The 12,920-nt window shown below is 57.9% G+C and carries 14 protein-coding genes; 11 read left to right on the plus strand and 3 right to left on the minus strand.

From position 1 onward, the window contains the following. The 5 genes from fadA (at position 1) to I9H09_RS10300 (ending at position 5,183) form a co-directional block, all read left to right on the plus strand. Positions 1-1,176, plus strand: a complete 1,176-nt coding sequence (gene fadA, locus I9H09_RS10280; protein WP_005890468.1) for an acetyl-CoA C-acyltransferase FadA — start codon at positions 1-3, stop codon at positions 1,174-1,176. A gap of 103 nt (positions 1,177-1,279) precedes the next feature. Then, complete coding sequence (locus I9H09_RS10285; protein WP_005890470.1) at positions 1,280-1,516, plus strand: DUF1653 domain-containing protein; 237 nt, start codon at positions 1,280-1,282, stop codon at positions 1,514-1,516. A 113-nt stretch (positions 1,517-1,629) separates the two neighbouring features. Continuing rightward, positions 1,630-4,242, plus strand: coding sequence for a type I DNA topoisomerase (gene topA, locus I9H09_RS10290; RefSeq protein ID WP_236502291.1), 2,613 nt, complete (start codon positions 1,630-1,632; stop codon positions 4,240-4,242). A 121-nt stretch (positions 4,243-4,363) separates the two neighbouring features. Next, entirely contained in the window at positions 4,364-4,885 is a 522-nt protein-coding gene (locus I9H09_RS10295; protein ID WP_024671024.1) for a DUF6586 family protein, read from the plus strand. Positions 4,886-4,949: 64 nt separating this feature from the next. Next, entirely contained in the window at positions 4,950-5,183 is a 234-nt protein-coding gene (locus I9H09_RS10300) for a hypothetical protein (protein ID WP_005890475.1), read from the plus strand. Positions 5,184-5,220: 37 nt separating this feature from the next. Here I9H09_RS10300 and sulA read toward each other — a convergent pair whose 3' ends face one another. Continuing rightward, on the minus strand, positions 5,221-5,691 hold the full coding sequence (gene sulA, locus I9H09_RS10305; protein ID WP_005890476.1) for an SOS-induced cell division inhibitor SulA: 471 nt from the start codon (positions 5,689-5,691) through the stop codon (positions 5,221-5,223). Positions 5,692-5,700: 9 nt separating this feature from the next. Next, the gene (gene lexA, locus I9H09_RS10310; RefSeq protein ID WP_003315796.1) at positions 5,701-6,309 is read right to left on the minus strand and encodes a transcriptional repressor LexA; all 609 of its coding nucleotides are present in this window, start codon (positions 6,307-6,309) and stop codon (positions 5,701-5,703) included. A 259-nt stretch (positions 6,310-6,568) separates the two neighbouring features. Here lexA and psrA point away from each other — a divergent pair, with 259 nt between their 5' ends. From psrA to I9H09_RS10325, 3 genes are all read left to right on the plus strand, one after another. Further along, positions 6,569-7,285, plus strand: coding sequence for a transcriptional regulator PsrA (gene psrA, locus I9H09_RS10315; RefSeq protein ID WP_024671022.1), 717 nt, complete (start codon positions 6,569-6,571; stop codon positions 7,283-7,285). Between the two features lie 90 nt (positions 7,286-7,375). Next, entirely contained in the window at positions 7,376-8,386 is a 1,011-nt protein-coding gene (gene nagZ, locus I9H09_RS10320) for a beta-N-acetylhexosaminidase (RefSeq protein ID WP_122324739.1), read from the plus strand. A 9-nt stretch (positions 8,387-8,395) separates the two neighbouring features. After that, positions 8,396-9,136 (plus strand): S-methyl-5'-thioinosine phosphorylase, encoded by a 741-nt coding sequence (locus tag I9H09_RS10325; protein WP_122347065.1) that lies wholly within the window; start codon positions 8,396-8,398, stop codon positions 9,134-9,136. 1 nt (position 9,137) lies between these two features. Here the strand turns inward: I9H09_RS10325 and I9H09_RS10330 are convergent, their stop codons facing one another. Beyond that, positions 9,138-9,677, minus strand: a complete 540-nt coding sequence (locus I9H09_RS10330) for a cytochrome b (RefSeq protein WP_122312865.1) — start codon at positions 9,675-9,677, stop codon at positions 9,138-9,140. Between the two features lie 209 nt (positions 9,678-9,886). On the opposite strand from I9H09_RS10330, the gene I9H09_RS10335 reads away from it, so the two are divergent. The 3 genes from I9H09_RS10335 to I9H09_RS10345 are packed head-to-tail and all read left to right on the plus strand — an operon-like array spanning position 9,887 to position 12,920. Further along, a complete protein-coding gene (locus I9H09_RS10335) occupies positions 9,887-10,672 on the plus strand; it encodes an endonuclease/exonuclease/phosphatase family protein (protein ID WP_005890487.1) in 786 nt (261 codons plus the stop codon). Then, on the plus strand, positions 10,669-11,919 hold the full coding sequence (gene clsB / locus I9H09_RS10340; RefSeq protein ID WP_122324740.1) for a cardiolipin synthase ClsB: 1,251 nt from the start codon (positions 10,669-10,671) through the stop codon (positions 11,917-11,919). Before I9H09_RS10335 ends, clsB begins: the two co-directional genes overlap by 4 nt. Next, positions 11,916-12,920, plus strand: a complete 1,005-nt coding sequence (locus tag I9H09_RS10345; RefSeq protein WP_236502290.1) for a lysylphosphatidylglycerol synthase domain-containing protein — start codon at positions 11,916-11,918, stop codon at positions 12,918-12,920. Before clsB ends, I9H09_RS10345 begins: the two co-directional genes overlap by 4 nt.

Below are 12,920 nucleotides of genomic sequence, written 5' to 3' on the forward strand. Positions count from 1 at the left end.
ATGAGCCTTAATCCAAGAGACGTCGTGATTGTCGACTTCGGTCGCACCCCGATGGGTCGATCCAAGGGCGGCATGCACCGCAATACCCGTGCTGAAGACATGTCGGCGCACCTGATCAGCAAGCTGCTCGAACGCAACAGCAAGGTCGATCCTGCTGAAGTGGAGGACGTGATCTGGGGTTGCGTCAACCAGACCCTGGAGCAGGGCTGGAACATTGCGCGCATGGCGTCGCTGTTGACTCAGATCCCGCATACTTCTGCCGCCCAGACCGTAAGCCGTCTTTGCGGTTCGTCCATGAGTGCGCTGCATACCGCTGCGCAGGCGATCATGACCAATAATGGCGACGTGTTCGTCATCGGCGGTGTGGAGCACATGGGCCACGTCAGCATGATGCACGGCGTCGACCCGAATCCGCACATGTCGCTTTATGCTGCCAAGGCTTCGGGGATGATGGGGCTGACTGCCGAGATGCTTGGCAAGATGCACGGCATCACTCGCGAGCAGCAGGACGCATTCGGTGTGCGCTCTCATCAGCTTGCCCACAAGGCAACGCTGGAGGGTAAATTCAAGGACGAGATCATCCCGATGCAGGGCTATGACGAGAACGGTTTCCTGAAGGTCTTCGACTACGATGAAACCATCCGTCCGGACACCACTCTGGAAAGTCTGGCGGCCCTCAAGCCTGCCTTCAATCCGAAAGGTGGCACCGTGACTGCTGGTACTTCTTCGCAGATCACCGACGGTGCGTCATGCATGATCGTCATGTCGGCCCAGCGTGCCCAAGACCTGGGCATCCAGCCGATGGCGGTGATTCGTTCGATGGCAGTGGCCGGTGTAGACCCCGCAATCATGGGCTACGGTCCTGTTCCGGCAACGCAGAAAGCGCTCAAGCGCGCCGGTCTCGGCATTGCCGATATCGACTTCTTCGAGCTCAACGAAGCCTTCGCTGCACAGGCCCTGCCGGTGCTCAAGGATCTGAAAGTCCTCGACAAGATGAATGAGAAGGTTAACCTGCACGGCGGCGCCATCGCTCTGGGCCATCCTTTTGGATGTTCCGGCGCACGCATCTCCGGCACCTTGCTCAATGTCATGAAGCAAAATGGCGGCACGTTCGGCGTGTCGACCATGTGTATTGGTCTGGGTCAGGGCATCGCGACCGTTTTCGAACGCGTCTGATTCCCGAGTGTGATGCAAGCCGGGGCTTTGTGCCCCGGCTTTTGTTTTTTGAAAAAACAGTTTTTAACCAAATGTTTTGAACGTGTTACAAGAGGACCGCAGCATGCAATTGCAACCAGGGCTATACCGCCACTACAAAGGCCCGGAGTACCGGGTTTTCAGTGTTGCCAAGCATTCCGAAACCGAAGAAGAAGTCGTGTTTTATCAGGCTTTGTATGGTGATTTCGGTATGTGGGTGCGGCCCTTGAGCATGTTTCTCGAGTCGGTCGAGGTTGACGGGGAGCAGGTCCCGCGCTTTGCTTTGGTTGAGGCCGAACCGAGCCTGTTTTCCCGAACGTGAGAGGGAAGGGCACAACAGGCTGTGCTTGACCTCACCTTGTAGCCACTATATATAGCGTGGCCTTTACAAGCTCCTCATTGTCTTTCATCTAGTATTCAGGAATTTTCTGATCCATGGGCAAATCGCTGGTCATCGTGGAATCCCCGGCTAAGGCCAAGACCATCAACAAGTATTTGGGCAACCAGTACGTGGTGAAGTCGAGTATCGGCCATATCCGAGACCTGCCCACCAGCGGTTCGGCTAGTGCTGCCAAAGATCCTGCCGCCAAGCGTGGCAAGGCCGCTGCGTGCGAAGGCCCGGTACTGACGCCGAAAGAAAAAGCGCAGCGCCAGCTGGTCTCGCGTATGGGGGTTGACCCGGAACACGGCTGGAAAGCCAAATACGAGATCCTTCCCGGCAAGGAGAAGGTCATCGAAGAGCTGCGCAAGCTCGCCAAGGATGCCGACATCATCTATCTCGCGACGGACTTGGACCGCGAAGGGGAAGCCATTGCCTGGCACCTGCGCGAAGCCATCGGCGGAGATGACAGTCGCTACAAGCGTGTGGTGTTCAACGAAATCACCAAGAAGGCTATCCAGGAAGCGTTTTCCAAGCCGGGTGAGCTGGACATCGCACGAGTCAATGCTCAGCAGGCGCGCCGTTTTCTTGACCGCGTTGTCGGCTACATGGTCTCGCCTCTGTTGTGGCAGAAAGTCGCTCGAGGGTTGTCTGCCGGGCGCGTGCAATCGGTTGCCGTGAAGCTGGTGGTAGAGCGTGAGCGAGAAATTCGCGCCTTCAACCCGGAAGAATACTGGGAAATCCACGCCGACCTTGGCACCGCAAAAGGCGCCAATGTGCGCTTTGAAGTAGCGCGGGAAAAAGGCGAAGCGTTCAAGCCGCTGAACGAAGCCCAGGCCATGGCCGCCCTTGAAAAGCTCAAGGCGTCCACCTACAGCATCATCAAGCGTGAAGACAAACCGACCAGCAGCAAGCCGTCGGCACCGTTCATTACCTCGACTCTGCAACAGGCCGCCAGCAACCGTCTGGGCTTCGGCGTGAAGAAGACCATGATGATGGCGCAGCGCTTGTACGAGGCGGGCTACATCACCTACATGCGTACCGACTCGACCAATCTCTCGGCCGATGCCGTCAGCATGGCGCGCGACTATATCGGAACCGAATTCGGCAAGAAATACCTGCCGGAAACGCCGAATGTCTACAGCAGCAAGGAGGGCGCACAAGAGGCGCACGAAGCAATTCGACCTTCCGACGTCAACACCCATCCGTCAAAACTGACCGGCATGGAGCGTGATGCAGAGCGTCTTTACGAGTTGATCTGGCGTCAGTTCGTGGCCTGCCAGATGCTGCCTGCGCAATACTTGTCGACCACCGTCACCGTGGCTGCCAGCGATTTCGAACTGCGTGCCAAGGGCCGTATCCTGAAATTCGACGGCTATACCCGTGCATTGCCGCAAATGGCCAAGCCAGGCGATGACGACGTACTGCCAGACATGGTTCAGGGCGAAGTCCTGAAAATGAACAAGCTTGACCCGAGTCAGCATTTCACCAAGCCGCCTGCGCGCTACTCCGAAGCCAGTCTGGTCAAGGAGATGGAAAAACGCGGTATCGGTCGTCCTTCGACCTATGCGGCAATCATCTCGACCATTCAGGACCGTGGCTACGTGGCGCTGCACAATCGCCGCTTCTATTCGGAAAAGATGGGCGACATCGTTACTGGACGCCTGGCTGAAAGTTTCTCCAACCTGATGGACTACGGTTTCACCGCCGGGATGGAAGAGAATCTCGATGATGTCGCCAAGGGGCAGCGTGACTGGAAAAACGTGCTGGACGAGTTCTACGGGGATTTCCGCAAAAAACTGGAAGTAGCCGAAGCGCCGGACAGCGGTATGCGCGCCAATCAGCCGGTGATGACCGATATCCCGTGCAAAGTGTGCGGTCGACCAATGCAGATCCGTACCGCCTCGACCGGCGTGTTTCTCGGCTGCTCAGGTTACAGCCTGCCACCCAAGGAGCGCTGCAAGGCGACGGTCAATCTGACCCCGGGTGACGAGATTGCCGATGATGACGAGGGCGAGTCAGAGTCACGTGTACTGCGTGGCAAGCATCGCTGCCCGATCTGCAGCACTGCGATGGATGCCTATCTGCTCGACGAGAAACACAAACTGCATATATGCGGTAACAACCCGGATTGCACGGGTTACGAGATCGAAGAGGGTACTTATCGCATCAAGGGCTATGAAGGTCCGAGCCTTGAATGCGACAAGTGCGGCAGCGAGATGCAGCTCAAGACCGGTCGTTTCGGCAAGTTCTTCGGCTGTACCAATCCTGATTGCAAGAACACCCGCAAACTGTTGAAAAGCGGCGACGCGGCTCCACCGAAAATGGACCCGGTGAAAATGCCGGAGCTAAAGTGCGACAAGGTCGACGACACCTATATTCTGCGCGACGGTGCTTCAGGTCTGTTTCTGGCTGCCAGTCAGTTTCCGAAAAACCGCGAAACCCGCGCACCGTTGGTCGTCGAGATTGCGCCGCACAAGGACGAGATCGATCCCAAGTATCACTTCCTTTGTGAAGCGCCGAAAAAGGATCCTGATGGCCGTCCTACGGTGATCCGCTACAGTCGCAAGACCAAAGAGCAATATGTCCAGACTGAAGTGGAAGGCAAGCCTACCGGCTGGCGCGCGTTCTACGACGGCAGCGCATGGAAGGTTGAAGACAAGCGTTGATCGCAGGCGTCCGGCTCCACGAGCCGAGCGTCGTTTTCAGCAGGTCCGGGCCTGTGCCATCAGTTTCTCCTGATGGCACAGGTTGTGCGCGTCTTGTTCCATTGTGATGGAGAGTTTCATCATGGCTCATGAGCTCTATACCCGTACCAACCAGAAAATCTATTTCGCTGGCCTCGCGCTTGAGGCGCTGGGCAGGGCAGAGAAGGGGCAGGCAGTAAACTCCCCGGCACTGTTGCAGGCGGAGCGCGAGTCGGCGCTGTTTCATCTGTATGGCGCACTGCTGGGTTTGTGTCATGAGATCGCAGGGTTCTATCGTCTGCCGCAAGCCAATGCGCGTCGGGCGGAGGAGTTGCTGACTCAGGAAGTACTGGACGCCATCGCGATTCCCGAAATGGCCGAGCTGGTCGAACTGGCTCAGCATCGTCAGACCTGGCTGGCGCAGCTGCTGGCTGCATATAACGCACTGTTCGAGCCCCTGCGCGCGCCGAAGAAGCTCAAGGGCGATGTCAGGCAGCCGATCATACAGGCTGTGAACCTGGACGCTGAGCCGGAGTCTGAATTGTCACGTGAAGAGCTGGAAAGCTGGCGTCAGCAGCTCAAAGGGCTTGCCATTCGCTTTCGTGAAGGGTTGAGCGAGTGCTGAAAACCAATGAAGTACAGGCTGGCAGGCTGTTACAATGCCCGCCTATTGCGGAGTAACTGTATCAATGCCTACTTCTTTTCTGGAAATTGTCGAATTACCTGACGGACGTATAGAGCTGCGTCGTGCCGATGACGAAGGTTCACTGGTGACGCTTGATTTTTCTGCGGATGCCAAAGCGTTCATGCAAGGCCAACACGTTGAAGTCGCCAAAGCCATGCTGAGTGTGGGCGTGCAGATGGCCGGGCGTCTGGCCGAAGGCGAAATCGAGACCGATGACGGCCCTCACGTTTTGCACTGACCTCTGAATTCCGGCCCGAAAACATTGACCGGGCATTTCAGCCCAGTCGGATGTTCAGGCTTTGCGCCTCGCCGATTTTTGCCGCACTGATCAGTTGCTGGCGCGCCGATGTGCCGAGCGGATTGATCCAGCTCACCACTGTATGACTACGTCCCAGTCGAAGTGCCTCACGCGTCAGCTCAAGCACACTTTGCGTGCCACGGGGCTGTAACAGCAGGATTCGCTCCCGATTAAGTCCTGCATCGCGCAACCATGTCTGCGTAAGGCTTGAAGGGGGAGCGATCAATGTCAGCCAGCGGGCGTCTGTTTCTTCGCTCAAGTCTCGAAGGACAGGGGCCAGCAGGTTGAGGCAGTTCCCGGCCGCGCCGCGCAAGGACAGCTCACTGAAAACTTCCGGCTCGTGGCTCCAGGGTGTTTCGATTGCATCTGTGAGCATTGGGGCGATGGGCTGAGCCAGAAACGCCTCGAACAGTGGCAATTGCGAATGCGGTGCTTGATGGAACTGCATAACGTCTCCTTAGCGGCGAATGACGCCGACGCTTAAACCTTCGATCACCAGTTCCTGATCCTTGAGATCGACCTCGATAGGGGCGAAATCAGGGTTTTCGGCCAGCAGCCAGACCTTGCTGCCTTCACGTTTGAAGCGCTTGACAGTCACTTCGTCGCCGATTCGTGCAACCACGATCTGGCCATTGCGGGCCTCGCGGGTGGTGTGTACCGCCAGCAGGTCGCCGTCCAGAATGCCGACGTCCTTCATGCTCATGCCGTGTACGCGCAACAGGTAGTTGGCGCTGGGGTGAAAGAAGGACGGGTTGATGTTGCAGGACTCTTCGATATGTTGCTGAGCCAGGATCGGTGCGCCAGCTGCGACGCGGCCGATCACCGGCAGGCTGCTGTCGTCGGGACGTGCTTCGAAGCCGGGAATGCGGATGCCGCGTGAGGCGCCAGGTGTCATCTCGATGGCGCCCTTGCGGGCCAATGCCTTCAAATGCTCTTCTGCAGCGTTGGGAGACTTGAAGCCCAGTTCCTGGGCGATCTCCGCACGTGTCGGCGGGAAGCCGTTGTCTTCCAGACAGCGTTTGATGAAGCCCAGGATTTCGGCCTGGCGTGGCGTCAGTTTTATCATGATGGGCGCTCTGGCTTTTTATACAGTGACTGGGATTATATACAGTGAAAGCGCATTGGCAATCACCCATTTCACTTTCACCGCCGAGTGGTGATACCGGCAGGTGCGTAACTTATCCTCAGGCAGTCGGCTTCCAGCTGTCGGGTGTACCCTTGATATTGGTTTTTGTGACTGTTCGGCCATAAAGTGGACGGGTCTGCTTGACAAGCAGACCGCCTGATACGTATGTTTCAAACGTTCGTTTGTTAGGCAGAGAGCCATGGCCCAGTCGGAAACCGTTGAACGCATCCTTGATGCTGCAGAGCAGCTATTTGCAGAGAAAGGTTTCGCTGAAACATCCTTGCGTCTCATCACCAGCAAGGCTTCGGTCAATCTGGCAGCGGTGAATTATCACTTCGGGTCGAAGAAGGCCCTGATTCAAGCGGTGTTCTCGCGTTTTCTCGGCCCATTCTGCATCAGCCTTGATCGTGAGCTGGAGCGGCGTCAGGCCAGTCCCGGGCACAACCCCAGCCTGGAAGAGCTGCTCGAAATCCTCGTCGAGCAGGCACTCGTCGTGCAGCCGCGCAGTGGTAATGACCTGTCGATTTTCATGCGTTTGCTCGGGCTTGCCTTCAGCCAGAGCCAAGGCCACTTGCGCCGCTACCTGGAAGACATGTATGGCAAGGTATTCCGTCGCTACATGACGCTGGTCAATGAGGCGGCTCCGCGGATCCCTCCGATCGAGCTGTTCTGGCGCGTGCATTTCATGCTTGGGGCTGCTGCGTTCAGCATGTCCGGCATCAAGGCCCTGCGCGCTATCGCCGAGACTGATTTTGGCGTCAACACCTCCATAGAACAGGTCATGCGCCTGATGGTGCCGTTTCTGGCAGCAGGGATGCGCGCCGACACCGGCGTCAGCGACCCGGCTATGATTGCCGCCCAGCTCAAGCCGCGTACCAAGAGCAGCGCCAACGCTCCTGCGCCTGCCAAGGCCTGAACCGCTACTGCCCGGCTGCATTGCGTCAGGCCTCAGGATCAAGCACCATGCGCGGATTGAAAACAGGCACTGGTGTGTAAGGGTTTTTCTATGAGTTCTGGCCTGCAAGGCTCCCTGATGGTTGATGTCGCCGGCACATGGCTGACCAGCGAAGACCGTCAGTTTCTGCGCCAGCCCGAAGTGGGCGGCTTGATCATTTTTTCTCGCAATATTGAGCATCCACGTCAGGTTCGGGAGCTGAGCGCAGCCATACGCGCCGTTCGCCCCGACCTTCTACTGGCAGTGGATCAAGAGGGCGGTCGGGTCCAGCGGCTGCGTCAAGGCTTTGTGCGTCTGCCGCCGATGCGTGCCATTGCCGAAAAGCCCGATGCTGTCACGCTGGCTGAGCACTGTGGCTGGGTAATGGCGACCGAAGTGCTGGCGGTCGGGCTCGACCTTAGCTTTGCGCCGGTGCTGGACCTGGATTACCAGCGCAGTGCTGTCGTGGGCACGCGTTCCTTCGAAGGCGATCCCGAGCGTGCGGCGTTGCTGGCAGGTGCCTTCATTCGTGGCATGAACTCGGCAGGCATGGCGGCGACTGGCAAGCATTTTCCCGGTCATGGCTGGGCCGAAGCTGATTCTCATGTGGCCATTCCGACTGACGAGCGCAGTCTGGAGCAGATTCGCGCCAATGATCTGCTGCCGTTTGCGCGCTTGAGCCAGCAACTGGCGGCGGTGATGCCAGCCCACGTCATCTACCCGAAGGTCGATTCGCAGCCCGCCGGTTTTTCAAGGCGCTGGCTGCAGGACATCCTGCGCGACGAACTGAAATTCGACGGTGTTATCTTCAGCGACGATCTGTCGATGGCCGGTGCTCACGTCGTTGGCGATGCTGCCAGCCGTATTGAGGCAGCGCTGACGGCCGGCTGCGACATGGGCCTGGTCTGCAATGATCGTGCGGCCGCAGAACTCGCGCTTGGCGCGGCGCAACGCATGAAGGTCAAACCGTCGCCGCGCATTGCCCGCATGCGTGGGCAGGCAACCGCCGGCACCGATTATCGACAACACCCGCGCTGGCTGGCGGCGCTTCAGGCGCTGCGCGCTGCTCAACTGATCGATTAAGGATTTGCGATGACTGTTTACGCGATTATTGGCGGTACCGGCCTGACCCAACTGGAAGGTCTGAACATTCGGCAGTCATTGCCGACCAACACGCCATACGGCGCGCCTTCCGGTGAGATCCAGATCGGCGACTATGCTGGCCGTGAGGTCATGTTTTTGGCGCGTCATGGCCATCCGCACCGTCTGCCGCCGCATCAGGTCAACTACCGGGCCAACATCTGGGCCTTGAAGCAGGCGGGCGCCGAAGCGATTCTGGCGGTCAATGCGGTGGGCGGTATCCACCCGGAAATGGGCACCGGGCATTTTTGTGTGCCACATGATCTGGTCGACTACACCAGCGGTCGCCAGCACACGTTCTTTGCCGATGACCTGGAAACGGTTACCCACATCGATTTCAGCTACCCCTACAGCGAAGCACTGCGCGCGCGACTGATTGCAGCGCTGGCGGCAGAAGGTTGCGCATTCTCGGACCGGGGTGTCTACGCCTGCACTCAGGGACCACGCCTGGAAACCGTTGCAGAGATCATCCGCCTTGAGCGCGATGGCTGCGATATCGTCGGCATGACCGGCATGCCGGAGGCTGCGCTGGCTCGTGAGCTGGAGCTTGAATACGCCTGCCTGACGTTGGTGGTGAACCCGGCGGCAGGAAAGTCGACCACGGTCATTACCATGGCTGAGATCGAACAGGCTCTGCGGGACGGCATGGGCAAGGTGAAAGCAACACTTGCCCGGGTTCTTTCCGCGTCCTGATTCACAGCATGCGTTTGAGGGTGTTGTCCTTGCGCACCAAGTGATGCCAGACCGCGGCAATCACATGCAGCCCGATGACATAGTAGAAGATCGAGCCCAGCAACTTGTGCAGGTCTTCGAACGTCTCGGCGGTGCGGTCAGAGGTCGGCAGCGGCCAGGGAATCTGCAGGTCGGTGAGCGGAACAGGCAGCGCGCCTTTTTCCACCATGACCGTCAACAGGCCAAGCACCGGTTGCGCGAACAGAAACGCATACAGTGCGTAATGTGAAAGGGAGGCTGCCAAGCGCAGCACACCTTCCAGCGGTGGTGTAATGCCGGGCGGACGATGGCGTCGACGCTCGGCGACACGAAAGAACGTCATGACCAGAATCAGAATGCCTACCCAGAAATGGCTTTGTACGACCAGCAGGCGGTACTCGGAGCCTTTGCCGAACTGGGTGCGGCTCAGAATCAGCGTGTACGCAAGCACAATCAGGACCGCCATGATCCAGTGCAGCCATCGTGCTCTAGGGCTGTAACGTTGAGAAGTCGGTGCATCCACGGTTGAATTCCTTGTTGCTTTTACAGGCTTGGTAGACAGCTTAGGCCGCAGGTCGGGGCATGCGTTGCATTATGGCCCGATTTATTGCAGCTCCGCTGCGTGATGCATTGAATGTTGAATATGGCAATTAAGCAGCAGGGGCGTGACGGGATGGAACCTGTGCTCATGGGTGGCTTCATATAACGTGACTATTCACCCAGGAGCGAGTCTTGACCAGTGCCAATACGCCCTTCGGCCCAGCGACGCCGGTGTCGGCAAGTGTTTCATTGAATGTACTGACCATGAATATGCACATGGGCTTTGGCATTTTCAATCGCCGCTTCATTCTTCCGGAGTTGCGCGAAGCTGTGCGCAGTGTATCGGCCGATATCGTATTTCTTCAGGAAGTACATGGTGAACAACAGAGCCATGCCCGCAGTGTCAAAGGCTGGCCAACGATTTCGCAATACGAGTTTCTCGCCGACGCCATGTGGAGCGATTTTGCCTACGGCCGCAATGCGGTGTATCCGGACGGCGATCACGGTAACGCGCTGTTATCCAAATACCCGATCATCCAGCACGAAAACCTCGACATATCCATCGATGGCACCGAGCAGCGAGGCTTGCTGCACTGCATTCTGGATGTGCCGAACCATGGCCACGTGCATGCTGTCTGCGTCCATCTAGGGCTGTTTGAAAGCCATCGGCGCCAGCAATTGAAACTGCTCGCCGAGCTGATGGCACGTCTCCCAGAGGGCGAACCGGTGATTGTGGCGGGCGACTTCAATGACTGGCGCCAGCGCGCCGATGCACTTCTGCACGGCACGGGGTTGCATGAAGTGTTTGTAGAGCGCTTCGGCGCGCCAGCAAAAAGCTTTCCGGCGCGCTGGCCGTTACTTCGGCTTGACCGGATTTACGTCCGCAATGCGACGTCCCACAGCCCGAAAGTGCTGTCCAGCCGGCCGTGGTCTCATCTTTCCGATCATGCACCCCTGGCAGTGGAGTTGACCTTATGACCAACAAGACAGGGCAGTGGCGCGACGGCAACTCCGTGGAGTTGCTGATTAACGGCGAAGACTTTTATGCCCGCGTATTCGAGTGTATCCGCGCTGCTCGCAAAGAAGTGTTGATCGAGACGTTCATTATTTTTGAAGACCGGATCGGTGAGGGGTTGCAGCAGGCATTGCTCGAAGCTGCCGGCAATGGTGCGAAAGTGGTGGTCACGGTTGATGATTACGGTACTTCGGACCTGAGTTCGACGTTTGTCAGAACCATGATCGATGCCGGTATCCAGATTCAGCTGTTCGACCCGCGCCCGCGTTTCATGGGTATGCGTACCAACCTGTTCCGGCGTCTGCACCGCAAGGTAGTTGTTATTGATGGCGAACTGGGTTTTATCGGCGGCATCAACTACAGCGTCGATCACATGACCGACACCGGCCTTACCGCCAAACAGGACTACGCCGTTCTGGTGCGCGGTCCGATTGTCGGCGACATCCACAAGAGCGCCATGAGCATGCTCAGTGACGCGGTCCGGTCGAAGCTGACGCCGATACCGCTCAAGCTGGATCGTGCAGGCAATGCCAGTATGCTGCTTGCCGAACGCGACAATGGCGAGCACACCACTGACATCGAAGAGCAGTACCTCGAGGCGATTCGTGGCGCGACCCAGCGGATTACCCTCGCCAACGCCTATTTCTTCCCAAGCTATCGGTTTTTGCGCGAGCTGCGCAATGCCTCGCGACGCGGCGTGAAGGTCACGCTGATTCTGCAAGGTCAGCCGGACATGCCGTTCGTGCGGGTCTGCTCGCGTCTGACCTACACCTATCTGTTGCGCGACGGGGTGGTCATTCACGAGTACAAGCAGCGTGCGCTGCACGGCAAGGTCGCGTTGATCGACGGAGAATGGCTGACGGTGGGCTCCAGCAATCTCGACCCCTTGAGCCTGGCGTTGAACCTGGAGGCCAATCTGGTCATCCGTGACCCTGAGCTCAATCAGCGTCTGCAGGATCATCTGATGGAGCTTGCCGCAGCGCACAGCACCCAGATGAGCCTGAAAGGGGCTGCTCGTGGCCAGTGGTGGCGGGCGCCGATGATCGTGCTGAGCTTCTTTTTCCTGCGCCGTTTTCCGGCGATTGCCGGGCTGTTTCCGGTTCACGGGGTACGTCTCAAACCGCTGCGCGCTGGCGATGTAGTGCCTGAGGCCAAGGCTATCGAACAGCATCAGAACCTTCATGAACTGGATCAGGAGAAAACGTCATGACCCAGGCCGCAAGCGCTGCGCCGCAGAGCGCGCAGAAGACCAAATGGAAATGGGCAAAACGGATCTTCAATCTGTTTTTCTTCATTGCGGTGCCGGTATTGCTGTTCATGCTGGTCAGGAACCTCGACTGGCAAGAGGTCAAGAAAGCGCTGGCATCCTACAAGGCCAGCACCCTGGTCATCGCCTCTGTCGTCGCGTTTGCCAGCTACGCCACCTATTGCGGGTTTGACATACTGGCGCGTTACTACACGCGGCATAAATTGTCGATCAAACAGATCGTCCCGGTCACCTTCGTCTGCTATGCGTTCAACCTTAACCTCAGCTCATGGGTGGGCGGGATTGCCTTGCGTTATCGGTTGTATTCCCGACTGGGGCTGGAAGTTTCGACCATTACCCGAATTCTGAGTCTTAGCCTGATTACCAACTGGCTGGGTTACATGCTGCTGGCCGGTTTTGTGTTTTCAATGGGCTTTCTGGAGTTGCCCAAAGAATGGTCCGTCGGTTCCACGACCTTGCAACTGATCGGCTTTGGGCTGTTGGCAGTGTGCTTTGCCTACTTGCTGGCTTGCCGGTTTTCCAGGCGGCGCTCGTGGACGATCCGTAAACAGGAATTCAATCTGCCTTCGTTGAAGCAGGCGTTGATGCAAGCCAGCCTGGGTGCCCTGAACTGGTCGTTGATGGCGGCGGTGATCTACACCCTGTTACCCGACAGCGCGTTTTACCCCGCCGTCCTTGGGGTACTGTTGATCAGCGGCATTGCAGGTGTCATTACTCACATCCCGGCCGGGCTCGGGGTGCTGGAGACAGTGTTCATCACCTTGCTGGCGCACCAGTTTTCCAAGGGCAGCATGCTGGCCGCACTGATCGGCTACCGCGCTATCTACTTCCTGCTGCCTTTGTTGCTGGCGCTGGTGGTTTATCTGGTGCTGGAAAAACGTGCGAAGAAAATGGGCGAGAAGAACCAGCAACGCATGGGCGAAGAAGCCAAGTCCCAAAGTTGA

Source organism: Pseudomonas tremae (assembly GCF_023278125.1).
Lineage (GTDB): Bacteria > Pseudomonadota > Gammaproteobacteria > Pseudomonadales > Pseudomonadaceae > Aquipseudomonas > Aquipseudomonas tremae.

Bases quoted from the DNA above. Each gene is read 5' to 3' on its own strand.
- psrA (WP_024671022.1), top strand. From the start codon at position 6,569: ATGGCCCAGTCGGAAACCGTTGAACGCATCCTTGATGCTGCAGAGCAG.
- fadA (WP_005890468.1), top strand. From the start codon at position 1: ATGAGCCTTAATCCAAGAGACGTCGTGATTGTCGACTTCGGTCGCACC.
- I9H09_RS10295 (WP_024671024.1), top strand. From the start codon at position 4,364: ATGGCTCATGAGCTCTATACCCGTACCAACCAGAAAATCTATTTCGCT.
- I9H09_RS10285 (WP_005890470.1), top strand. From the start codon at position 1,280: ATGCAATTGCAACCAGGGCTATACCGCCACTACAAAGGCCCGGAGTAC.
- lexA (WP_003315796.1), bottom strand. From the start codon at position 6,309: ATGATAAAACTGACGCCACGCCAGGCCGAAATCCTGGGCTTCATCAAA.
- nagZ (WP_122324739.1), top strand. From the start codon at position 7,376: ATGAGTTCTGGCCTGCAAGGCTCCCTGATGGTTGATGTCGCCGGCACA.
- sulA (WP_005890476.1), bottom strand. From the start codon at position 5,691: ATGCAGTTCCATCAAGCACCGCATTCGCAATTGCCACTGTTCGAGGCG.
- I9H09_RS10325 (WP_122347065.1), top strand. From the start codon at position 8,396: ATGACTGTTTACGCGATTATTGGCGGTACCGGCCTGACCCAACTGGAA.
- topA (WP_236502291.1), top strand. From the start codon at position 1,630: ATGGGCAAATCGCTGGTCATCGTGGAATCCCCGGCTAAGGCCAAGACC.
- clsB (WP_122324740.1), top strand. From the start codon at position 10,669: ATGACCAACAAGACAGGGCAGTGGCGCGACGGCAACTCCGTGGAGTTG.
- I9H09_RS10345 (WP_236502290.1), top strand. From the start codon at position 11,916: ATGACCCAGGCCGCAAGCGCTGCGCCGCAGAGCGCGCAGAAGACCAAA.
- I9H09_RS10300 (WP_005890475.1), top strand. From the start codon at position 4,950: ATGCCTACTTCTTTTCTGGAAATTGTCGAATTACCTGACGGACGTATA.